Source organism: Streptomyces sp. NPDC048361, from assembly GCF_040651795.1.
Lineage (GTDB): Bacteria > Actinomycetota > Actinomycetes > Streptomycetales > Streptomycetaceae > Streptomyces.
On the sequence record NZ_JBEZKW010000092.1, the window covers coordinates 1 to 23006 of the forward strand.

General features: G+C 66.0%; 16 protein-coding genes and 2 pseudogenes. 11 read left to right on the forward strand and 7 right to left on the reverse strand.

The window, feature by feature from the left end; all coding sequences use genetic code 11:
* Positions 1–49: 49 nt before the first annotated feature.
* A complete protein-coding gene (locus tag AB0D31_RS32400; RefSeq protein ID WP_362729762.1) occupies positions 50–661 on the reverse strand; it encodes a hypothetical protein in 612 nt (203 codons plus the stop codon).
* Positions 662–1795: 1134 nt separating this feature from the next.
* On the opposite strand from AB0D31_RS32400, the gene AB0D31_RS32405 reads away from it, so the two are divergent.
* A complete protein-coding gene (locus AB0D31_RS32405) occupies positions 1796–2359 on the forward strand; it encodes a DinB family protein (protein ID WP_362729764.1) in 564 nt (187 codons plus the stop codon).
* A 217-nt stretch (positions 2360–2576) separates the two neighbouring features.
* On the opposite strand, the pseudogene AB0D31_RS32410 reads toward AB0D31_RS32405, so the two are convergent.
* Positions 2577–3184, reverse strand: a pseudogene (locus tag AB0D31_RS32410) (AraC family transcriptional regulator).
* A gap of 495 nt (positions 3185–3679) precedes the next feature.
* On the opposite strand from AB0D31_RS32410, the gene AB0D31_RS32415 reads away from it, so the two are divergent.
* From AB0D31_RS32415 to AB0D31_RS32435, 5 genes are all read left to right on the forward strand, one after another.
* Entirely contained in the window at positions 3680–4294 is a 615-nt protein-coding gene (locus tag AB0D31_RS32415; protein ID WP_362729766.1) for a hypothetical protein, read from the forward strand.
* Positions 4291–4851 (forward strand): toxin, encoded by a 561-nt coding sequence (locus AB0D31_RS32420; RefSeq protein WP_362729768.1) that lies wholly within the window; start codon positions 4291–4293, stop codon positions 4849–4851. Before AB0D31_RS32415 ends, AB0D31_RS32420 begins: the two co-directional genes overlap by 4 nt.
* Positions 4851–6044 (forward strand): MAB_1171c family putative transporter, encoded by a 1194-nt coding sequence (locus AB0D31_RS32425; RefSeq protein ID WP_362729802.1) that lies wholly within the window; start codon positions 4851–4853, stop codon positions 6042–6044. Before AB0D31_RS32420 ends, AB0D31_RS32425 begins: the two co-directional genes overlap by 1 nt.
* Positions 6037–7434 (forward strand): FAD-dependent monooxygenase, encoded by a 1398-nt coding sequence (locus AB0D31_RS32430; protein ID WP_362729770.1) that lies wholly within the window; start codon positions 6037–6039, stop codon positions 7432–7434. The genes AB0D31_RS32425 and AB0D31_RS32430 overlap by 8 nt, the downstream gene beginning before the upstream one ends.
* A gap of 382 nt (positions 7435–7816) precedes the next feature.
* Positions 7817–8593: a methyltransferase domain-containing protein gene (locus AB0D31_RS32435; RefSeq protein ID WP_362729772.1), complete on the forward strand. Its 777-nt coding sequence runs from the start codon at positions 7817–7819 to the stop codon at positions 8591–8593.
* A 27-nt stretch (positions 8594–8620) separates the two neighbouring features.
* On the opposite strand, the pseudogene AB0D31_RS32440 reads toward AB0D31_RS32435, so the two are convergent.
* The 5 genes and pseudogenes from AB0D31_RS32440 to AB0D31_RS32460 form a co-directional block, all read right to left on the reverse strand.
* Positions 8621–9767 (reverse strand): annotated as a pseudogene (locus AB0D31_RS32440) (IS630 family transposase).
* Positions 9768–9813: 46 nt separating this feature from the next.
* Positions 9814–11169 carry a hypothetical protein gene (locus AB0D31_RS32445; protein ID WP_362729775.1) on the reverse strand — a complete coding sequence of 452 codons (1356 nt, stop codon included), beginning with the start codon at positions 11167–11169 and terminating at the stop codon, positions 9814–9816.
* Positions 11169–12413, reverse strand: coding sequence for an ATP-grasp domain-containing protein (locus tag AB0D31_RS32450; protein ID WP_362729778.1), 1245 nt, complete (start codon positions 12411–12413; stop codon positions 11169–11171). Before AB0D31_RS32450 ends, AB0D31_RS32445 begins: the two co-directional genes overlap by 1 nt.
* Positions 12414–12544: 131 nt before the next feature.
* Entirely contained in the window at positions 12545–13645 is a 1101-nt protein-coding gene (locus AB0D31_RS32455) for a DUF1152 domain-containing protein (RefSeq protein ID WP_362729781.1), read from the reverse strand.
* 215 nt (positions 13646–13860) lie between these two features.
* Positions 13861–15294, reverse strand: a complete 1434-nt coding sequence (locus AB0D31_RS32460; RefSeq protein WP_362729784.1) for a radical SAM protein — start codon at positions 15292–15294, stop codon at positions 13861–13863.
* A gap of 975 nt (positions 15295–16269) precedes the next feature.
* Here AB0D31_RS32460 and AB0D31_RS32465 point away from each other — a divergent pair.
* From AB0D31_RS32465 to guaD, 5 genes are all read left to right on the forward strand, one after another.
* Positions 16270–17565: an ATP-grasp domain-containing protein gene (locus AB0D31_RS32465; RefSeq protein WP_362729787.1), complete on the forward strand. Its 1296-nt coding sequence runs from the start codon at positions 16270–16272 to the stop codon at positions 17563–17565.
* 53 nt (positions 17566–17618) lie between these two features.
* Positions 17619–18320, forward strand: coding sequence for a 2OG-Fe dioxygenase family protein (locus AB0D31_RS32470; RefSeq protein ID WP_362729790.1), 702 nt, complete (start codon positions 17619–17621; stop codon positions 18318–18320).
* A 133-nt stretch (positions 18321–18453) separates the two neighbouring features.
* Positions 18454–19734, forward strand: coding sequence for an MFS transporter (locus AB0D31_RS32475; protein WP_362729793.1), 1281 nt, complete (start codon positions 18454–18456; stop codon positions 19732–19734).
* A gap of 138 nt (positions 19735–19872) precedes the next feature.
* Positions 19873–20874, forward strand: a complete 1002-nt coding sequence (locus tag AB0D31_RS32480; protein WP_362729796.1) for a GNAT family N-acetyltransferase — start codon at positions 19873–19875, stop codon at positions 20872–20874.
* Between the two features lie 389 nt (positions 20875–21263).
* A complete protein-coding gene (gene guaD / locus AB0D31_RS32485) occupies positions 21264–22865 on the forward strand; it encodes a guanine deaminase (protein ID WP_362729799.1) in 1602 nt (533 codons plus the stop codon).
* Positions 22866–23006: the final 141 nt, after the last annotated feature.

Genomic DNA, 23006 nt, shown 5'->3' on the forward strand with positions numbered 1-23006 from the left:
ATCAGCCCACCACTGCGCAAGCCCCCTCTTTGCCGCTTGCATACGCCTTCTATGCTCGGCCCATGGTTGATGCCCCCGGTCCAGGAGGCCGCGGGCCTCCGTGCGCGAGTCGGACCACGTCGTTCGCCCAGGCGCCGGTGGCCCGGTCCTCGTCTTCGATCCGGGCGAACCCCCGGTCCAGGAGGCCGCGGGCCTCGTCGTGTCTCTGCCGGGCCACCGCTTTGACCGCGCCGACTGCATTGGCCAGGGCGCTGGCCGGCCGCGACCACTCGTCGTCACGGGCACGCGCCGCCGGGTTGCCCGCGTCGTAATGCAGGACATGCGCAACCGACGCGGCACGGACATCCAGATCAAGCCGCCAGAACAGCGGCACCCCCGCAAAGCGGACGAACAGCATACGGCGCCGGTCGGAGCGGTAGAAGTCCGGGTCGGTGCGGACGCTGTCGACCGGCTGCACCTCACCCAGTGCCTGCGCCACGCCAGCCAGGCACTCCGGGAACCGCGCATCTGGCACTACCCATGCAACATCGATGTCACTGAAGAGGTCTGCCACGCCCGATGCCAACGAGCCGACCAACTCCGCATGCGAGCCCGGACAACACCTCTCCAGCGCGACGCGCACCCCGTCGGCCAGGACGGCACGATCAGTCACCTTCGCCATGCCGCACACCGTAGTCCGCCCTTGGGGATAGTGTGCGAGACGTCCGCCTGTCTGCGCTCCTTCGGCCGGCGCGAGGACACCCACCGATGACTGCGGACGATCGTGTAGGCCAAGCCGACGTCCTCGGCGAACATTCGGATCGCCTCGCTGACCGTGAACAACTCCTCGCTCTCCGACGGTTCGTGCCTCCGTAGGAGCGCACCGGCTCGATCTCCAGAGCGGCGTCCCCGAGCTGCCACGGGACACTGCGCATCGTCTCGACCCAGTCCCGCCCCAGGACCAGCTCGCCGTAGCGGTCCCGGGTCACACTGCCGACCGTCCCAGTCATCCAGACACCGCCCCCGCGAGCCCTGGGGGCAACACGCCAGCCGCGTCAACTCGCCCTGGAACCCCCTAACTTCGCACCATCCGACCGCCTCGCCAAGCACGGAAAGGCGTACGGCCCCGGCGCCCGAAGCGGCACAACCGACGCCGAACGCACAGGCTCACACCCCGCCGGAGGGCGCGCGCCGCGTGCGCCAGGCCCGTTTGCGGCAGGCGGGAGAGCACCAGACCGCGGAGACCGGGCGGTCGACACCAACCGTCCACACCACCCCGCACTGCGGACACGAAGCCGTCACGCCGCCCTTCACCGCCTCGGTCCGAGCCCTCGTCCGCCGCATCCGCCGCATCCGCCGCATCCGCCGCATCCGCCGCCGGTGCCGCGACCGGCACGCGTCCCCGCACAACACCGCCCTCGACTTCGCCGACGGCATCAACGGCCCACCGCACCCGCGGCACAACCGTGGCCCGCGAGCCTCACCCTTGATCACGGTCAGCTTCAGCCGAGGCGCACCATCCCTGCCCATGCAGCCACCGTACGAAGCGAGAACAGCCGCCGGGAGCCCCACCGCTGGGTTACCGCTCATCCACCTGGCGTGGCGCTCGCTCGGATCCTCATGCTGATCGCGGCGGGATTCCGGAGCCTTGATCATCCGTCATGTCATTGGTCGAGCTGTCACTGTCACATCTGGGTCATTGAACCCGACCCGGCCGGCCGGGCTGTTCAGGACAGAGAGCCGCTCGCGGCTCACGGCCGGCGACGGCGTCCGCGAGGGGCGGCAGCCAGGTCGCCGTTGTATGTAGTGTGCGGAAATGACGAGAAGCGAGCGGCTCGCGGAGCAACTGGACTGGTATTGGCACAAGAACCTGCGGCCGCGGCTGGACGGCCTTACCGACGAGGAGTACTTCTGGGAGCCGGTGCGCGACTGCTGGAATATCCGCCCACGTGGCACGTCGGCCGCACCGATGTCGGAAGGTTCGGGGGAATGGGCGATGGACTCCGCTTCCCCTGCCCCGGTGCCGGCGCCGGTGACCACGATTGCCTGGCGGCTGGCGCACATCATCGTCCCGTGCCTCGGTTATCGGGTCGGATGGTACTTCGGCGGCCAGGACGTCGACTCCCAGACATTCGCCTACGCGGGGACCGCTGACGAGGCGCTGAAACAGCTCGATGAGATGTATGGGAGATGGAACGCGGGGGTCCGCGAACTCGCAGACGCTGACCTGGACAACCCGCCCACGGTGGGTACCGAGAGGTTTCCCATGGAGAACAGGGTCCTGCACGTCAACAGGGAGCTGATCCATCACGGCGCCGAGATTTCCCTGCTGCGCGACCTCTACCGCCGGCAGGACGGAGCCGCACCGCGCCGAATATGACTTTCCGATAACCAGCGATCGAGCTTCGGGAACGTGGACTCCCGCAGGCTCGGCCGATCGTGAACCAGCTCGTCTGACGCAGCTCGGCCAGTGCCTGATAAGGCAGTTGGAACCGCAGCACGACCGTGATCGCGCGGCCCTATGTCAGCCCCGCACCCCACCGCGCTTTCGCTCTCATCGGTGTAACTGCCACAACCCAGAGGGCTGGTCGCGGGTGTCAGTGACGTGCGACCTCGCCTGCGTGGACGGTACCCATCACGCGCTCGACAGTCTCGTGGAGCTCGCCGACCGGAGCCGCGTAGCCGATAGCCGCACGTGCGGCATCCTCCCCGAGCATCCGGGTGATCACCCACGCGGCAAGATACTGCGATGCCAGACAGCCGCCCGCCGTGGCGATGTTCCCCTCGGCGTAGAACGGCGCGTCCAGCACAGTGACGTCGCAGGCCTCGACGTACGGACGGCTAGTCATGTCCGTCAGGCCGGCATCCTGCCCAGCAACCCGAGCCGTGCGAGCACCAGCGCGCCGGAGCACTGTGAACCGATCAGCTGCCGTGACGGGTCGAGCGGCAACATGGCGAGCATCCGGTCATCGGCAACCACGTCGCGTGTCTTCACCCCGCTACCAATCAGCACGACGTCGGCCTCGGTGACGAACTCCATCGGACGCTGTCCGCGCACCTCGACTCCGTTCATCGACGCGACCACCGGCACAGGTGTCGTGATGAAGGCTTCCAGGCCGTCCTTACGGCACCGGTTGACCAACGCTGAGGCGATGAAGCTGTCGAGCTCGTTGAACCCGTCGAAGGTGACCACAGCTACCTGCATCGCAACTCCCCGAGTACGGCGTCCGTCCGGGCACCATCCTCTCAGGTGTGCCGAGACCGGATAAGGGCCAATCGGCGGCGGCCGGTGGCGTGCCTGCTCCTGCGGGCCGGTTCGATCCTCCAGCTGGCACAGCCCGCGTCCGCTCCCCCTTCCCGCGCGGAAACCGCTCACCTGCTCACCCTCAGCTGAGCGGAGGTCGTCCGTGCTAGGCAGTCACGGCGCGCTGGTCATTGCCCGCAAGTACCTCCTGCTCGGCATGCCCTGGCTGCGGCGGTCGCCCATCCGTACACAGCAGGCCCCGCGCCCATCCGTACACGGCCAGACCCCGCGCTACCGTACGGCGCGGCTCGGGGATCCCGCCTCCCCGAATGCCCCTCTGCCAACGATCGTTACGGGATCACCAACCATCGTTGGCGGAACCTGGTCAGGATGGAGCGGGCCACGTAGTGTCGTGGCGCACGGCACGCCTTGACACCAACTCCTGGGAGAACGCCGGTGAGTGAGCCGCAACCGCCCCTTGGTGAGCTGTTGGCGCGTCTCGACGCGCTGATCGCCCAGACGGGTCTCGATCGCGACGAGGTGCTGAATCTTGAACAGCTTTCATCCCAGACGGCGTTGCGGCCCGACGAGATCGAGACGTTGCTGGCAGGTAGGGCCATGCCCGAGGAGTCGGTACGCCACCGCATCAACAGGCGGATCACGCGGTTGTTCGAAAGTCTTCTGACCGAGACGGGGAAGCGGGCAGTGGACCTCCGTGCCGACATCGCGGCCGAGGTCGGAGTCTCTCCCGAGTGGGTACGGCGGTGGCTTCGTAGCGGGCCGGATGTACGCCTCACCGTTCCCAACCTCGAGAACGTCGTACCGCTGCAGAAGTTCTTCGGTGTGGGCGAGGGATTCTTCACCTCACCTGACGCCGATCTGCTGGGTAGAGCCCTGTGGCGACTACTACAGGATCTGGAGTCCACGGCCGACCCAATGTCCCAAGTCCTGGAGCAACTTGGACTGTCGGGCATTGCGACGCGCACCAAACCATTGTCGGAGGAAAAGAAGAAGACCCTCGCGAAAACCATCAGGCTCGTCATGGCGCTCGAGGAGGAGGAAGAGGAGTGAGAACCGCCAAGGCGATGAAAGCTCTCCTTGCCGACCTCAGCCGCGACGCGCGGGAAATCGTCCACCATCCCGCTGCCCCCATCGAGCTCATGGAGGCTCTCTGCAAAGTGATGGGCGACCGCCTGGGCAAACCCATCAAGCTGCGACTACGTGCCTTCCCGGATAGCCTCGGGGCATCCGGCCTGACGCTGCAGCTCGAGCATTCCATCCTGCTCATCGTCGAGGAGCGCACGCGGCCCGAACACCAACTCATTATCGCTGGGCACGAATTATGGCATGTGCAGAATGGCGATTGCGGCGACCACGAAGGTGGCATTGCCGCCGCCGCCCGACGGTTTGGTGCCGAAGACGTACCTATGGATGTCCTGGTCGCGATGGCTGCCCGCTCCGGTTCGCATGCACAGCACGAGGTGGATGCGGAACGATTCGGTCTGCTGGTGGGCACACACTTCCGCAGCTGGCTGGCCGGGCCCTACGCACGGGACGCGCCCAGTGACAGGACCGTGGCGGGACGCATCGCCTCCTTCCTCACGTCTCCCCATGGACCGGCCGCGTGATGCACCTCAGCGACTTTCACATTCCGTACAGCGTGCCTGCGGTGCTCTTCATAGCAGCCCTCTGCATCAAGCTTCCCACTCTGCGGAGGGCCTTCCGCGACCCCAACGTGCGCGCCACCACGCTGATGATGGTGCTGGCAGCCTTGATCTTCGTCTCTGTGGCACCAGCCAGCATTCACAAGATCAACATGGTTACGGGAGTCCCCAACATTGCTGGGGCCTGGGTCTACTCACTGCTGGGCGCATTCGACGGCTGCTGCCTGAACATGCTCATCACCTGGCAGGAGGAGCCCTCCGCCGAACGACGACGTAAGTCCCGTCGCGTTTTCATCATTTACGCAGGCATCGTCGCGGCGACGTGGGTGACGTTCTTGATGGCTGATACGCCCAGTGAGCGCATCTATGATCTCGACACCTATTACGCCAACACGCCGTGGATGCGGGAGCACATTCTTCTCTATATCATCGCCCACCTTGCCACCGCCTTCGCCGCAACACGGCTGATCCGGCCGTGGCTCAAGGAAGTCGAGAACAAGTCCATTCGCGTCGGGATGAGACTCCTGCTGGCCGGCTATGCGTGCGGGCTGGTCTTCGATGCCCTGAAACTGTGCGCCGTCTCCGCCACATGGTTTGGCGCCGACTGGGGAACCCTCAACACCCAGTGGTGCCCGAACTTTTCTTTGCTCAACGGCGTTCTGGTCGCAATCGGCTTTATCATCCCTCAGGCCGCCCCCTTCCTGCAGGAACACTGGAACGACTGGTCGACGCACCTGCGGCTCGGCCCGCTGTGGCACCTCCTCCACACCCTCGACCCGTCCCCCGCGCCGGTGCGGGTGGGCCTACTCGCCCCCATAGGACTGCGGTTGATGGAGCGCCAGAAGGACATCCACGACGGTCTCCTGCGCCTGGCTCCACACCTTGACGATCGGCTGCGCTTCCAGGTCTACCAAGCCGCAGTCGCCTTGGGGTACGACGACGCGCGATCACGCGGACTTGCTGCTGCCGCCGACCTCGTCGTAGCCGTCGACAGCTTTATGACCACCACCCTGCCCGATGACAGCGAGGCTGCCGCTCCTATCAGCAGCGATCTCGACAGTATCGGACCGATATCCCGGGCCCTGGCTTCCCCGTCCCACATCGACGTCGTGTTCCGTCACGCGATCGACAAAGAAGGTGTTCCTAGCAATGCATGAAGAAACCTCCACTTCGCGGCCTGCGGCAGTCGTCATCGGGGGTGGTATGACGGGCATGCTCGCGGCGGCAGTCCTTGCCGAATTCGCGGACGTCACCATCGTCGAACGCGACACCCTTCCTGAGGGGCCCGCCCCACGTAAGGGCCTCCCCCAAGCTCGCCACGGCCATCTTCTGTGGTCGGGCGGCGTCAAGGCGCTGCACCAGCTTCTGCCGGGAATCGTCGATGAGCTCGCCGAACGTGGTGCCCGCCGAGTCCCGGTGATGAAGAACCTGGTCTCCAAGGCACCGTCCGGACAGTGGTTCCGCCGCTTCGCCCAGGCCCGTCACACGAATATCGTCTGCAGCCGCGATCTGCTTGACGCGACCATACGAACCGAAGTGGTACGAGACCCCCGGATCCGCGTGCGCGAACGGACCGAACTCGAGGGCCTTACGGGCTCCGCGGACTGCATTTCGGGAGTTCGCATCTACTCCGGAGCACAGCGAGAAACATTGTCGGCCGACCTCGTGGTCGATGCCAGTGGCCGAGGCAGTCGGACACCGAATTGGCTGAAGCAGCTCGGAATAGCCCCTGTTCCCGAGCGTACGGTCGACGCAGGAGTCGGTTACGCAAGTCGCATGTACCGAGCACCTCGGGGCACAACGGACACCTTTCCCATCGTCAATGTGCAGGCCGATCCCCGTCAGCCACCCGGACAGGGCGGCATCATCCTGCCCATCGAGGATCACCAATGGCTCGTAACCCTTTCCGGAACGCGCGGAGGGGAGCCCGGCGGCAGCAATGACGAATTTGTCGCCTTCGCTCGGGCGCTCAGTCATCCGATCATCGGTGAACTGCTCTCAGGCGCCGAACCTCTCACCGACGTAGTCACCACCCGCAGTACTGCGAACAAGCGCCGGTACTACGAGAGCATGCCTCAGTGGCCCGCAGGTTTCGTGGTCCTTGGCGACGCGGTTGCCGGTTACAACCCGGTCTACGGCCATGGGCTGACGGTGGCCGCCCAGTGCGTCGTTGCTCTCAGAACCATTCTGCGGCAGCACGACGTCGTATCCCCTCAGACCTCGCGTCGAATACAGCAAGCGGTCGCAGGGCCTGTGGGCAATGCCTGGGATCTGGCCGTCGGCCAGGACATCTTCTATCCCGGGGCCTCGGACGAGCCCGCGACCCGTACGGAGAAATTGCTGTCCGCGTTCGTCGATCGCGCGGTTGACGCCGGATCTCGCAATCCCCGGGCCATGAACGCGCTGCTCGATGTGATGAGTATGGAGCAACCGCCCAGTCGTCTGTTGAAACCGGACATGCTCTGTTCGCTACTCCTCGGACGCAAGCTGCCTCCGCTGGAGGGGCCGCCCCTGACCGCCGCCGAGCTCAAGTCCGTCTCCTGCTGAACCTGTTCCCCCGTGAACCCCGGTTGGGCACCGTCCCAGAGCGCGGGAACTGCGCCGGCTCCCATCCAACTTCACCAAGGCGCCCGGCCTGGGTCTCGCGTAGGCATTGCACGGTGGGCGCCCGGCCGCCGAGGTGAGCCGGCAGGGCAAGCCCAGGCGCATCGAAGTCGAGACGCGCCTGGTGTCAGCCAGTGATGTCGCAATCTGGGGCGATGTCCGGCAACAGGCCGGCGAGCGGCGCCTGAGTCGCGCCGGCGTCGACCTGTCACCAATGTGACGTCGCACAACAACTAGTGCTCTGTCTGGAAAGGTCCACCGGCTTGCTTGGCACGTCTAGCGTGCTCCTGTGAATGATCATGGTGTTACTCACGGTTTCACGTCGGTGGACACGCAGCCCCGGCCGGCTGAGTGGGTTCAGGTCCTGGACCAGCTGAGCGCGGAGCCGTTCTACGCCGCTTACAAGCAGCGGTTGCAAGAGTTCCTGCATGCCGAGACCGGTGGGCTGTTCCTTGAGGTCGGAGCGGGTACCGGGGAGGCAGCCATGGCCCTGCGCTCGCGCAGCGGGGCCGAGGTCGTCGCAGTCGACAGCTCCTTGACGATGATCGCGCAGGCACGGGACCGAGGACTGCCACGCGCCGCTGTCGCGGACGGGCACCGGCTGCCGTTCGCAGCGGGTCGGTTCGACGGCGCCTGGGCCGACCGGGTTGTGCAGCACGTCGCTGAACCGGCCCGGGTGCTCGACGAGTTGCTGCGGGTGGTCCGCCCCGGCGGCCGCGTCGCCCTGGCCGACCCGGACTACGACACCCAGGTACTCCACGTCGATGACCAGGAGCTCGCCCGCCGGGTGCTGCGCTTCAGGGCCGACGTGAGCCTGCGCAACGGCTCGCTGGCCCACAGACACGCCGGAATGCTCGCGGCCCGAGGCATCCACTACATCACGGTGGAAGCCCGGACCCTGGTCGTGCGCGACCCCTCGGCGGCCGACAACGTCATGGGCCTGCGCACCTGGGCGCACACCGCCGCAGCCCAGGGCTACCTCGACCCCGTGGACGCAGACCGGTTCGTGACCCAGTTCGACGACGCCGTGCGCACAGGCCGCTTCACCTATGCCGTCACGTTCTTCCTCACTGCGGGCACGCTGCCCCTGTCAGGCCGATAATCACGGGTCAAGGCGGAATGCGGCGCCTCAGGCCGCAGTCGCGAGGGGGTGTCCGCCCCAGCGGATGCCTCTCTCGCTGCGGATCCGGGTGCGTTCCTTGCGTTCGGCGGCCAGGACGTCGCGGTGGCGGGCGTTGGCGTTGCGCCACCGCAGGTAGGCGTGCAGGGCCCGGGTCTGCACGGTGTGGTTGGGATGGTTCGAGTTGGCGATGGTGAACTGCCTCAGCGGTCCGAGGTGGGCTTCGACCGGGTTCGCCCAGGACGCGTAGGTCGGGGTGAAGCACAATTGGACCTTGTTCTTCTCCGCCCAGCGGCGGATGTCGGCGCCCTTGTGGGCGGACAGCTTGTCCATGATCGCGTAGATCGGGGCGCCGTCCGGGCGGGCGGACCGGATCGACTTCGGCGCGGCCAAGGTGTTGGCGGCACCCTTTCTGCGGCGGTTGACGCCCCACAGGGTGTCGTCGCTGATCGAGTAGCAACCGTGGAAGTAGCGCACCCCGTGGGTGCGGTGGTAGGTAGCGGGGTGCCGCTCGGGCCGGCTTTACTCGGCCCAGCCCGAACCCACCGTGGGACGAATCCCGAGCGGGCCGAACTCGTCCAAGGCGAAGACCCGGTCCGGGAAACGGATGAGGGCCTCCTCGATCCGGTCCAGCTTCGCCTCACGTTCGGGGTCCGGGGATTCCTTCCATGTCTTGGTGCGCTGGAAGGTCACGCCGCGCCGGGCGAGCAGGCAACGTAAGGCATCGTGGCCGATCCGGATGACCCGGCCGCAGATAGGCGGCGAGTTTGCGGATGGGCCAGCGGGTGAAGGGCTGACCAAGTTTGGTGAGGCGGGTGGTGGCCATCTGGACGACGAAGTACTCGTCGTCAGGACTGAGCAGGCGGGGACGGCCTCACGCCCACCGAGGGTCCAGGCAGGCCAGGCCGATCGCGTTGAACCGGTGAATGACGTCCCGGACGGTGTCCTCGTCGGCCTGCACCAGCTGGGCAACCACCGGCACCCGGTTCCCGCCGGCCGAGGCCAGTAGCATCATCGCGCGCCGGTAGCGCACTGAACTGGTGCTGCCGCGGCGCACGATCTGCAGCAGCTTCTGACCCTCCTGGTCAGTCAGTCTGCACACACGGACAGGCTCAGCCGCCGCACCTCCAGCGGTCGGACGGACGTCACCGCACATCCAACCGCCACGACCACCAACCCGGCGAACCTATGCGGTCAGAGCACTAGCTCTGACTGGTGTCGTCGCAGAGAAACAAGGTGCCGAGGCGACCGCCCTTTCCGGAGCTGATGACTCCGGTGTCGACGTCAGGGGTGCCTCGCAGGTACGCCCCTCCATAGCCGTGCCCTGCCAGGAAGACGCCCCAGGTCAGCACTGCCGGTTCGGTCGATGCGCCGCCCGGGGTCGGGAAGTCCTCTGCGACGGGGCGGACACGGCGTTGGAGGATGACGGGGTGACCGACCGCCGCGCGGACACGGGCGGCCCACTCGTCGGCAGACGTCTCCCACCCTGCCAGGACGTCCAGTCCGCTGTGCGAGCTGCTGGCCTTGAGCACCAAGTCCTCTTGGTGTGCCAACGCATAGGGAAGGAGGTCCACCTGCTCCCCGGCGACCTCGACCTTCTCCTCCCGGACCAGCCTGGTCCACGGAAGCAGGCCGTCGACAGTGTCCAGCTCGGCCTGGTCGAACAAGGACCGGTGGCGCTCATCGCTGAGGAGAGCCAGGGCGGCTTTGCTGCCGTACACCTCGTTCTCCAGCGGAGTGAACAGGTGCACCAGCCCTCGATCGGCGGCCTGGGAGAGGGGCGCGAGCAGGTGCACGTCTTCCGCGGTGGTCACGTCGTTGATGACAAACCAACGGTGTACGAGGTCGACGCGGCGCCCGGAAACGTAGATCCCGTTCGTGCGGTACTCCACCTGTCCCAGGTGGCAGGGCACAGCCTCTACGCCGTGTGCGGCAAGGAGTGCGGCCATCCGGCGCAGGTGGGGTTCGAGGTCAAGGTAGTTGCCGGGCCACTCCAGCAGAGCGACGACCGGGCTCGCGGAGAGGTCGAAGCCGGGAAAGGACTCCTGCCACAGGTCCAGCAGAACCTTGATCCCATCGGTGAACTCAAGATCGTGCTCCTGCACGAACGAGGCCACGTAGGGATCCTGAAGCAGTGCATTATTGAGCAGTGCGATGTCCCAACCACCCAGTGGGCTACCGCCGTTGAGTTCGAGGAGGCGGAAGCCGTCCTGTTCGCGGTACAGATCGGCACGCCCGCTTCGGGGTAGGTCACGAGGCCTGCCGTCGGCCCGTAGTGCGGCGGCGATCTGCTCCGGTGACCAGCCGAGGGCTGCGGTGAAGCGCCGCAGATCACCGCCGTACAGTCGCTGCGGCAGCGTCAGGAGGAGGTCGTACAGCCGACTGAGCTCGGCCCCCACCTGCTGGCTTTCGCCGCGACCGAAGAAGACCGGGCGGGTCAGGAAGGCGCTCCCGTAGATGTCACCGGCCAGGGCGGATTCCGCGCAGGAGCGTTCCGGGCTGCATCCTGCCGGCAGTCCCGTCAGATAGTCCCGGGTCAGCCGGGCGGCGGCGGACATCAGTCGACCTCGACTGTGACGTCGGTGAGTACCTGTGCGGCGGCCGCATTCACCTCGGCGGCGGTATCCGCGTGCAGGATTACGTAGCCGACCCGCGAGTCGTTGTCTCCGGGAGGGCGCACCTGGCCGCCCGGCTGAACCGTGAGCCTGCTCTGGGCCACCGCGGCCGAGGTGCCGATCCCGCTCACCGAACGGAGGACACCCCCGCGTGGCGGGGTCAGGAAGCGGATACCGGCGGCTGTGTCGGCGGTGGGAGCGAGGGACGGCACCAGCCCCAGCGCGAGCTGGACGTAGATCTTGGCCTCGTCGATCCCCCGGGCCTGCCGCATCAGGGCGACTACATGATCGCCGGGCAGGCGGGCGCCGAGTTCGATGATCCGCGTGGTGCCGTCCGGCAGCAGCTTGAGTTCGGTATGTGCGACACCGTTGGTGATGCCGAGGGCCTCCGCGGCCGCTACTGCGGCTTGCTGCAGCGTGCGTACCGACGCTTCGTCCAGCTCCGCGGGGACGGTGTGTCCGAACTCCGCCCGAATGGCGCCGCCGGTGGTGAACTTGTCGTAAGGGAAGAGCGGTGTTGCCACCCCGCCGGCCACCACTGTCTCGACGCTGAACTCAACGCCACCGATGTACTCCTGGATGATGACATGAGGGTCCAGCGGGATGCCGTGCGGCATCTGGAACAAGTGTGACTGAGCCGTCGTGAAGGCCGTCGCCAGCTCCTCGTCGCTCTCGACAACGGACACACCCCAGGAGCCGGACTGCTCGGAGGGCTTCACGACGACGGGGCACGTCAGGCCGGCCGTGCGCACCAAGGCGTAGGCCTCCTCGATGGTCCGGGCGGCGACAGTCATGGGCGCGGGGATGCCGTTCTCGGCGAAGGCACGCGCCATGATGCGCTTGTTGCGGCAGCTGAGCGCCCGAGTGGGGTCGTTGCCGGGGAGGCCGAGGTCGGCGGTGAGACGTGCGACCAGCGGAGTGAGGAACTCCCAGCAGGCCACTGCACCGTTGACGCCCTCCACTCGGGCCAGCTCCGCGAGTTGGCGCAGGGCGCCCTCACTGTCGGAGAAGTCCGTGAAGACAAGTTTCGCGTCGGCCGCGATCTTTGCTTTCAGCGTTTCGGAGTACCACTCGTCGTGGACGTCCTGGTGGGTGACGACGATGACCTCGACGTTCAGCTCCCGCGCCGCGTCGAGGACGTATTCGCCGGTGTTCCCCATCGCTTCGATCAGTAGCAGTTTGGGCATGGTGCTGCGTCGCTCCTCAAGGATGTCATGCGGGTGCCGCGTGATGCGGGTGCCGCGTGATGCACGTTGGCGGAATGAGGGATGGGGGGATGCGGGCTGCGGGCTGCGGGCTGCGGGCTGCAGGCTGGGCATTACAGGGAGAACAGGGAGAACAGGGGCGCGGCGTACTGATGGGGCCGTTGGCTTATGAGGCGGTCGCGCAGCGACCGCGCGGCGGCACCCGTGAGGCCGAGACCTTCCGCCACGCAGCGGAACGTGGCGAACCGGGCCTGGGTGTGGGTGGCTTGCAGCTGTTCCAGCCACGCGTCGAGGTTGCGCATGGCGTCGTCCACCGAACCATCGGGGGACCCTGTCTCCTGGCGGTGAAGCGACCGGTCGCGCTCGCGCTGCAACTCGGAGAAGCCGCAGACGTCCCAACTGGTCTGCTCGGCGTCTTCGAGGGTGTCGATCCCACGGGTGTACAGGGCGTGGGCCAGTTTGTTGCGGGCCAGTACCTGGTCGATGGTGATCCGATAGACATGGGCACTCGCATCACTCAGGACCACCGGCTTGCCGGTGTCACGCACGACGCAGCCGCCCCGCCGGCCTCGGGCAGCCGCCGCCAGTAACGCGCTTGCTTCCGAGGGGTGCCAGTCGAAAACGTGCGCAACGCCGCGAGTATCGGGTTCCGTGAGAGTGAGGAAGTCGGTGCCCGTGTCGGGCAGTAGGTCATGCTCGGGGATCTCGCAGTCGAGGCCCGGCCCCGCGAGATGGAGGGTCGCCGGTACGCCCGCAGTCGCGCATGCGGCGATCACCAGAGCGTCCGGCAGGGGGCTGAGCAGAGTCGGCTCGTCGCCGTGCGCAAAGACGTCCCCTCCGATGTCGACCACCTTGACCTCGTCGACGGCGTACTTGTCTGCTGACTCCGCGATCTGGCGGGCCAAGTGAGTAACACCCCCATAGGGGTTGAGGAGTGCCAGCGTTATGGGTAACTCGGCAGCCAGCCGCGGAAGCGTAGAGCCCGCCGGCGCGATCGGAGACGAGGTTGCGGTGACCTGGGAGACATGGGGAGTGAGAGGCCGTAGCCCCGTGAAGTCCTGTTCGGAACGCGGACCAGGGATCGGGTCGACGACCAGCCGCTCCCACGCATAGCTGAGCACCACCGCCGGCTCATCGCTGTGGAGAGCGTGGTGCACCAATGTCGTACCGATGACGTCGCCGCCGCCGCCAGCTGCAATAAGAAGGTGAGTCACAACGCTCTCCAGAAGATTGAGGGCGGGGCCACGGACGGCTCGACCCCGACGTCGTGACCGGCCGAGGTGGGTTGACCAACTGGTGTGCAGAGGCTTTCCGCGGCTCGAAGAGGCCCGGCCTGCGCGTAATGCCGCACGGCAATTCGGCCACCGCGACCCCGGTGTGGTCCATGTCCGTTCGATGACCACACCGGGGGTTTGGGGGATGCAGACAATCAGGTGGTGGCCGTCTTCAGACCTGAGATGCTGACGGGCTCACTGCCCATGTGCTTTTGAGCGCGCTTGTTGTTCCTGTGCAATCCGGCGTAGTACTCGCGGTCCAGGTCGATGACATTCTTGGAGAAGAACATCCAGGACAGGGTGTCGCGGTACTTGAATCCGGACGGCGTGAGCTGAATGCGGTTGCTGGGCAGCCGACGCAGGAGACCAACCTCTTCGGCCGCTTCGAGTACCGGCTCGAAGAGGTGCGCCATGTTCTGGTACCCGAAGCGGTTGAGCTCGTTCAGGTCCAGGTCGAAGGAGTCGAGGACCAGACGCTTCCGGATGATCTCTTCATCGTTGAGGACAAAGCCTGTGACCGGGACCAGTTCGTGGTTCCGGGCTTTGTTGATGTAGTCCCCGACTTCGGAGAGGCTTGGCTTCACGCTGCCGACCATGTAATCGACCGAGCTGGTGTAGCTGCGGGCGCCGGCGCCAAGACCCAGCAGCGGAACACCGTGGAAGGTCAGGACCTTCTGCTGGTAACCACCTCGACCGAGCTTCTTGTAGCGGACATTCGATTCCTGAACGTATCCGGCTTCGTGGAAAGTGGCATTCGCGTAGTCGTACCGCTCGTACAGGTCCGGGCTCATCATGTACTGGTACGCGCCGGTCTTGGAGAACCACGCATCCGGCCTGACCGTCAGGAAGTAGGTACTGATCGTCTCGGGGGCGAGAGCAGCCAGTTCGTCGACGGAGTGGCGCCAGCTCTCCGGAGTCTGTCCGGCGAACCCCATGATCAAGTCGGTGCTGAGGTTCGGCAGGTTCTTCTCGCGGGTGATCTCGATGGCCTCGCGGATGACGCGTTCGTTGGCCTGCCCGCGGCCGGCCTCCCGGATCTCCGCGGGTACCAGCGACTGAATGCCGATGTTCGCCCGGGTCAGGCCCATGGCGATGAGGCCTTCCAGCGTGCCGGGTTCCTTGACCACGGAGTCCGGGGTGGCCTCGATGGCGACCTCTTCCACCGTGCTCCGCCAGTTGGGGTACACCTCGTCGAGGGTGGCGAAGAGTTGCTCGAAGTGCCGCAGGCTCAAAAGACTCGGAGTGCCACCACCGATGTAGATGGTGCGCAGACGGCGGCTCTGAATGATCTCCGTGTGGTCACGGATCTGGGTGCACAACGCGTCCATGTACGCGTCATACACGTCCATGTCTTCCGAAATGACGGTGTACAGATTGCAGAACCCGCACTTGTACCGACAGAACGGCACGTGCAGGTAGAGGTTGAGCTCAGGAATGGGGTGCCGCTTCAGGTCCTCCGCCCAGATGTCCTGGATGGATAAGTGCCCGTTCAGGGGCCGGTACGTGGAACGGGACGGATACGCGTAGTTGAAGGGCGGGATGACTCCCTGCTCGATGTGCCTGGCGAGCTCGTCACGGATAGCGCTCAAGGTGCTTGTTCCTTCCGAACGGAGGTAAAGCTTTGAACTGCCTTCAACTGAAAAGGGGATACCGCGGATTCGTGCGGTGCAGAAAGAGGCACGGGCTGGAGACATGGAAATGACGAACGCGCAGGTCGGCGCCACGTCATCTTCTCCGTAAGCCCGCTGCTCCCCGAACTGAGCTCAGGTGCCGTCTTGTTGGCGCATGGCTCATGGCGATAGCGGAGGCTTTGCCAGTAGACACGTGGCCCCGAGGTGCACCACAGAGACAGAACCGACGACGATCGGCCTCCTTGGAACGGCCGATCTGGTCGCTTCCTCCAAACGTGCCCACACTCTGAGACCGGCAGACACAACGACTGTCCGCCGAAGCTCCGTACGGCTAGCGTCCGCCGAACCGAACAGGGCTATGTGGACCCGGAGTTGAGGTTTGGTGTTACGTCGAGATGCTGAACTGGCCGTGTCACACGTCGAGTTGAGCGACACAAGATATGTGACCTGCTGGGCCACGCGAGACCCCGCGGGTAGCCCCTCCATCTTCTTCGGACGGCGACAGGGCGCCTCCAACTCCCGTAAACAATTCAGTATCTGACGGAGTATCACTCGATAGCCATTCATCCTCACGTACAGCCGTAACGATCCAAGAGGGCTCCGCTCAGTGGAGCGCAGTGCGGAGTACATCGCCGCTCCGGGCGTGATCACTCCGTTGGCCGTGACGTAGTAGGCCACCACGCCCAGAGCCGCCCCTGCCAAGACCGGCCGGACCGTGCCGGCGGTATGAGCAAGTAGCACGTCATCCGCACGCTGTACGAAGCCACAATCACGGCAGTGCGGACGCTGGTCATTTACGACGGTCCGGCCCCGACGCCGAACCGAAGCTTGCTGCGCACGGGCACGGCACTACACAGCCCGGCCCAGCACAACCCAACAGGTCAACCGAACGGCGGGTGCCGTCTTCGGATCGCAAGCGAACTGGAGCACCACATGACCGCGTCAGAGATCAAGCGCATCGCCTACATCCGCTCGATCCCCATCTCGCGCGCCGGCCCCTACATTCCGGAGCTGGCCAAGGCTGTGACCGCGGCCGGCCGCGAGTCCCGCATCTTCTACACCGACGGTGATTGCACGGCCGACGACTTCCCCGGCGGCACCTGGGAGAAGCTGCCCGAGGACGCCACCCCCGATCAGATCGTCGACCGCATCCGCGCCTGGGGCGCCGACGGCGTCGTATCCCTGTCCTTCCCGGACGAGGCCAGTCTGCGCGACGCCGTGGTGAAGGAGATGCTCGCGCGGCACGGCATCCCGACGGTCTCCAACGGGCTGGAGCCCTCCCGGTTGCTGGCCGACAAGTGGGAGACCAAGAAGATCCTGACCGACCACGGCCTCAACACCCCGCAGGGCATGCTCATCGATGGCACCCTGCTGAAGAACGGAGCCGCCGAGGTACCGGTCTACGCGGACATCATCCGGCTCAAAGCAGAGGAGATCGGCTACCCGCTGCTGACCAAGGCGGTATGGGGCAGCTCAGGCAACGGCATCCGCTTCATCCGCGACCGCGCGGATCTGGAGGAATACCTGGCCACTCCCGACGAGGGCAACTTCGTCATGGAGCAGTGCATCACCGGCGAGCTGTGCACGGTCGAACTCGTCGGTGCCGACGGCCAGTACGCCGTCCAGCCGCTGTGCTTCACCGGTCCCACCGGAGGGAAGCCCACCTTCGCCTTCTGGGAACTGCGTTCATCCGCTCCGCGAGTGGCCGACGATGCCGCCTTCGCGCCGGTGGCGGAGAAGTTGAAGAAGCTGTGCACCGCTGTGGGCATCACCGGTGTCATCAACCTGGACATCATCTACAGCCGAGGCACCTACTACGTTCTGGAGATCAACCCCCGGGTCTCCGGTGCCACCGCCCTCGGTGTGGCTGCCTCGGGCCGCAACACCTACCTCAGCTTGACCGAGATCCTGCTCGGCCAGTGGACGGCTCCGGCCGAGTCCGTGCTGCCCCGCCACCGCTGGTCCCTGGAGTTCCCGGTCAACGACGTCACCGACGCCTTCACCAAGGAGGCCGAGCAGGAGCTGGACGTTGTCCAGATCACGCCCACGCTCGTGGTCGACGGCCGCGAGTACGGGGGCCTGATGATCGCCACCTGCGAGTTCGGCGCCGAGGACCACTTCGTCCGGCGGCTCACGGCGCTGGACGCCAGCCACCACGTTCTCTCCCCGGACATGCTGGCGCAGCTCAAGGAGCTCCTCACCAGCCCCGCAGCGCAGGCTGTCCACTGAGCGGCCGAATCCGTACCTCTAGCGACGCCCCGCACGAAAGGCCTCTTCGTTCCATGTCTGAGCCGTACGTCCATCTGCCTGCCGCCGAGATCCTCGGGTCCCTCGCCGAACACAGCGAGGCCGAGATCAAACAACTGCGAGGATCCTGGGACGGTCTGCCGGTGGATCGCTACATGAAGGACGGTGCGAGCTACCGCCAGCGCCGGTACAGCGAGTTCCACTTGACCGATGCCGGCCTGGTCCGCGTAGCGCACGGGGCCTTCCGGCAGTCGGTGGACGTCAACCCCCTGCATGGCGGGGTGGCGCGGCGATTCGAGCCTGTCGAGCAGGAGGTGGCCGACTCCCCGCTTCTCGCCGCCGTCGTCCGAACGCTGCTTCAGCGCCTCCCGGGCAGCTTCGACATGGCCACCGGCGCGCTCGGTATTCACCAGATACGCATCACCGCCACCCGCGACGCCGACGGCTTGCCTGCACCGGAGGGCGTACACGAAGACGGCCACCATTTCGTCGCGCAGGTACTCATGCGCCGGGAGAACATCGAAGGGGGTGTCTCCCGGCTGTACGACCGGGAGAAGAAGCCTCTGTTCCGTACGCTGCTCACCGAGCCGTTCGACACGGTCATCATCGATGATCGGCGAGTCTTCCACGGTGTGTCAGCCGTCGCGGTGGCCGGCGACATGCCCGTGGGAGTCCGGGACATGATGCTGGTGGACTTCTTTCCTCGCGGTGCCGGGGCGGCCGAGGCCGCGGCATGAGCCGGCTACCGCTGCGGAAGTGCTTACCCGCTGCTGGCTCCGGAGATTCGCGGGCGTGGAGCGCAGCTGTGAACGGCGCCCGTGTCGCGGTGCCCCTCGTCGCGCTGCCCCTCGTCGACCGACGCGAGTCACGATGACAGGGCGCGACCTGCTCACGAAATGGGGACTACCCGACCTGGCCGGGAGCGGTCGTTTCGTCTCCGCGAACATCATGGACAGCCTCGGCAACGGGCTCGTCCTCGCCTTCACCGTCATCTATTTCACCACCACGACTTCTCTGCCACTCGGCTCCATCGGCGCCGCGCTCTCGCTCGGCCAGCTCCTTGCTCTGCCCACTCCACTCCTGGCCGGCTCGCTGATGGACAGAATCGGTGCCCGTAGAGTGGTTGTTGCCGCCAACGTCATCTCGGCTATCGGGTTCTGTACCTTCCTTGCCGCAGATTCGGTGTGGAAGATCACCGCGGTTCAGTTCGTCGTTCAGGTGGGTTCCAGCCTCTACTGGACCACCAGCCGAGGCCTCGTGCTGCTTGTGGCGAGCAGCCACGACCATGCCCGGTGGTTCGGTTTCATCAGCGCCCTGCGCAATATCGGCGGCGGCTTCGGCGCCGCCCTCGCGTCCATCACGATCGCATTGGACCGCGGCGGCGTCCGGGTGCTGATTCTGGTCAACGCGCTGAGCTTTGTGATCGCCGCTTGCCTGATAGCCGGCTGGCGGCCGGAATCCACGGATGTTTCACCCGGCCTCTCCCCCCAGACCAGAAGAGGCGGCTACGGCGCGGTGTTGCGGGACATGCGCTATCTGCGGCTGGTCCTGGCCAATCTGGCCTTCGTGCTTGCCGCGAGTGTGCTGCCGGTCCTTCTCGCCGTCTACATCACCGAGGAGTTGCACGCCGCCGCTTGGCTGGTCGGGGCTTGCATGGTCGGCAATATGGTCTTTGTCGCCCTGGTGCAAACGCTGGTCACCCGCATGATCGAACGTCGCCCCCCAACCCGGGTTCTGGCTCTGGCAGGAGTGGTCAACGCCCTGGCCTTCGCCGGCTTCGGATTGCTGCTCGCACTCCCCGACTGGGTGGTGGTCGCAGGTGTGCTGCTGGCGACGGCGGTGTTCACCATCGCGGAAATGCTCAGCCTGCCGACGAGCAGTGAGCTCAGCGCTTCGCTGGCTCCGGAGCGCATTCGCGGACGCTATCTCGGTGCTTTCCAGCTGTCCTGGAGCCTCGGCAACGCGGCCGCCCCTGCCGTCCTCACCGCGCTCCTGGGCCACGGCCCGGTCTGGCCCTGGGTGGTTCTGGGCGCGTTGAACCTGCTGGCGGTACCGCTGGTGCTGAGTCTCGGCGACTCCCCACCGAAGGACCGCGACCGATCGGAACCGGCTCCTCCCGCCCTGCCGGCTGAGGAAGGCGCGGCCTCGTAACCTCCCGTCAACTCTCCCTTTAGATAAGGCGGTTCGGACTTCGCCTGTGCCGGCGCAGGGGCGTAAGGACGTGCGGGCTGCCTGCTCACCGTGCCCACGGCCACTGCCTCGACCTACCGACCAGAAGGAACCAGCGCCGTGAACGTCACCCTCATACGCGACATCAGGGACGTCCCCGCCGTCACGTGGGACGCACTGGCCGTAGAGGCGGGCTTGTACCTCTCCCACCAGTGGCTCACTGCCCAACAGCCCGACCCCACCGCCCAGGCCCACTACGCGCTGGTCCACGACGGCGAGGGCCTGATCGCCGCCGTGCCGCTGTACGTCGTCGAGACCGAGCCCAACGACCTCTACCGCGTGCACGAACTCATCCCCGGCCGGCCGGCCGTCCGGACCCTGCTCGCGGGAGCCCGGCGTGGCTACCTGAACGCCCCTCTCCTCCACTCGCGCCTCGGCCCCGAACAGCGGCGTGAGGCACTGAACCGGCTTGTCGCGGCGGCCCGATCTCTAGCAGCCGTCCACAAGGCAGAGCCGTGGTGGTTGTACGTCACCGACGCCGCGGCCGCCGAACTCGCCACGGCCTGCGGCACCAAGCCCGCCCAACTGAACCAGGACGCCCGAATCCCGCTGCGAGGCAGCACTTTTGACGACTATCTCGCCGCCCTCCCTTCCAAACGACGTGTCACCATCCGTCGTGAACGGCGAGCTTTCGCCGAAGCCGGATACGAACTCCGCACCCTGCGGCTCTCCGAGTGCGCCGACGCCGCCGGCGCACTGGCCGCTCAACTCCAGGAGCGCCACAACCACCCGGTCGACCCCGCCGTCATGGCCAGAATGCTGCATGACCAGGCCGCCGGAATGGCCGACAGCGGCACTGTCTGCGCCGCATATGCCGATGGCCGCATGGCTGCCTTCAGCCTCTACTACCGTCACGCGGGCACCCTCTGGCTCCGTTCCACGGGCTACGACTACAGCCGGCTGCGGGGCGCCCACGAATACTTCAACCTCGTCTACTACCTGCCCATAGAGGACGCTTACGCCCACCGAGCCACCGCCCTGCACCTCGGGATGGAGTCTCTGCGCGCCAAGTCCCTTCGGGGGGCGGCCATTTCGCCGCTCTGGGCTGTCGAGGGGAGCTGAGCGCGTCCAAGCCGGCGAGCCCGCCGGCTGCCTGCGGACCGGCTGGTCACCTGCCGTCACCCCCATGGCGGAAACACTTACCCAGCGCGATCGGGTTCAATGTTCACCTGTAGGACTCTACGAAGAGGTGATCGGGACTTGCGAGCGTTTCGTGTTTTCAGCCCCGTGCTGCGAACCCTCTTTTGCCTGTCTACTCCTCAGTGCTGCGATGCGCTCTTCGGACGCCCCCGCAGCGCTGATCGTCCATCTGAGAGGAATATCCGTGGCCATGTACACGCCGGAAGCTGGCGTCCGCGGACGTCGGCGTGCCTGGTTAGCGGAAGCAATCCCACTGGGCATCAACAGCGTGAACCCCTGCTGTCGTAACTAGTGAGAAGGAAGAAGCGAGTATGACGAACAACGCCCGGACTGAAACGTTGCAACATGGCGGGGGCACCGGTACGCGACTGGCTTACCGAGCTGCAATCCTCGACTTCTCGGAGGACCCCGGCCAGTCCCTTGAGCCGAGCATGGACGGCCCCGATGCCAAGATGCGTTTCCTCCCGGACGGCGTACTGGTGGTATCGGCCGATGGCAAGGTCGAATCCGTCGCCGAGTGGTCGGAGTCGGAGTACGGGCACTGGCGGGAGTCGGGGCGGCTCAGGGAGTACCGGGACTGCCTGATCACGCCCGGGTTCATCGACACCCACATCCATTACGTACAGATGGACGCGATCGCGGGTTACGGAGACCAGGTTCTCCAGTGGCTGGAGAAGTACATTTGGCCGGCCGAGGCAAAGTTCGAGGATCTGGACCACGCCAAGGAAATCGCTCGATTCTTCCTGGACACTCTGCTCAGCGCGGGAACGACAACCAGCCTCGTACTGTCAAGCACGCCCTGGCAGTCGGTCGAGGGATTCTTCCAAGAGGCACTGAAGCGCAACATGCGCATGCTTACGGGAAAGGTCGTCCAGGACCAGCCGCCCAATGGCGCCGTCCTTCCGGAGAATCAGTTCGACAAGACGGTGGCCGACGCCCGTCAGCAGAATATCGACCTGATCGAGAAGTGGCACGGGAAGGGGCGCCTGCTGTATGCGGTAACCCCTCGGTTCGCGATGACCTGTAGCGATTCCATGCTGCAGATGTGCTCCGACCTGATGGACGAGTACGACCAGCAGGGCAAGCCGCTGTGGCTGCAGACGCACCTGTCGGAGAACCTGGAAGAAGAGTCGATCGCCCGCAGGAAGTTCGATGTGGGCACCTACACCGAGGCCTACGACAAGTTCGGACTGCTCCGAGAGCGCGCCCTGTACGCCCACTGCGTGTCGATCAACGGCGATGACCGGGATCTGCTGGCCAAGAGCGGTGCAACGATCGCCCACTGCCCGACGTCCAACTTCTTCCTGGGCAGCGGTGTGCACAACCTTGTGGACGCGATCGACAAGGGCGTCCGGGTCGGCATGGGCACCGACTGCGGCGGCGGCACCAACTATTCGATCCTGCACACCCTCGGCGCGGCGTACAAGGCACAGGCGATAGAGGCGCTGAACCACGTTCCCGAGGAGTTCAACCCGCCGGTGTGCGCGCCCCGACCGCCGGGGTGGAAGAACCCGTACCCGAAGCTGACTGCCTGGCGCGCGTTCTATCTGGCAACCCTCGGCGGAGCTCGGGCTCTCTACCTCGACAAGCCCTATGCGAACAACAAGGGCCTGGGAGGCCCGGGCATCGGCTCCTTCCGGTCCGGCAACGAGGCGGACTTCGTGGTACTCGACATGGCGGCCACCCCGGTGATCAAGCGCCGGATCGAGAACGTCGAGCCGAAGGACGTCAGCGGCAACCAGCGCAGCCTGCTCGACCAGTGGCACGAGAAGCTCTTCGTGCTGATGACCCTGGCCGACGACCGGGTCGTGAAGGAGACCTACATCATGGGCCAACTCGCCTACGAGCAGGAGGCCTACGCCAAGGAGCGCTGGGTTTCCGCGCCCGCACAGCAGCCGCTGCCCGCCCTCTGATGCAGCCGCCGCCTGGGCACCGGTACTTCATATAGGCCTTCACTCCCTGTGGCGGCCTCCGGCCAACACGCAAAACAAGAGCCCGGGCGCCCCCCCCCCCATGTGGCCCGCCGAAAATGGCCCCGCGGTTGGCCGCGGGTC